The organism is Aquabacterium sp. A08, assembly GCF_011742065.1.
Map to the genome: position 1 here is coordinate 1 of NZ_JAAQQT010000147.1, position 318 is coordinate 318.

Sequence of the window (318 nt, forward strand, 5' to 3'; positions counted from 1 at the left end):
AGGCGGCTGCCGCGCAGGTAGCGCCACAGGCCCACCCGCTGCTGGCGCTGCAGTTCCACAAAGCGGTCGGCCAGGGCCTGGCGCTGCTGCTCGAATTGGGCACGCAGCGTGGCGTACTCCTGTTCCATCTGCTCTTGCAGGGTTTTGATGCGCGCCAGCAACTCTTCGATGGAGGGGGTCATGCGGTGGGCCTCGGTGGGGTCAGCCGGTCAGCAGGCGCTGCACCAGATCGACGGAACTGCTGGCCTGGTACTTGCGCATCAGGCGGGCGCGGTAGATTTCCACGGTGCGCGGGCTGATGCCCAGCGCCCTGGCCGT

The 318-nt window shown here is 67.9% G+C and carries 1 protein-coding gene and 1 pseudogene; both read right to left on the reverse strand.

Features of this window, described 5'->3' with window-relative positions:
• Positions 1-182, reverse strand: a pseudogene (locus HA630_RS00830) (hypothetical protein); the annotation flags it as partial.
• A gap of 19 nt (positions 183-201) precedes the next feature.
• Positions 202-318: LuxR C-terminal-related transcriptional regulator (locus HA630_RS00835; RefSeq protein ID WP_243855307.1), on the reverse strand; the 117-nt coding region annotated here is incomplete at its 5' end.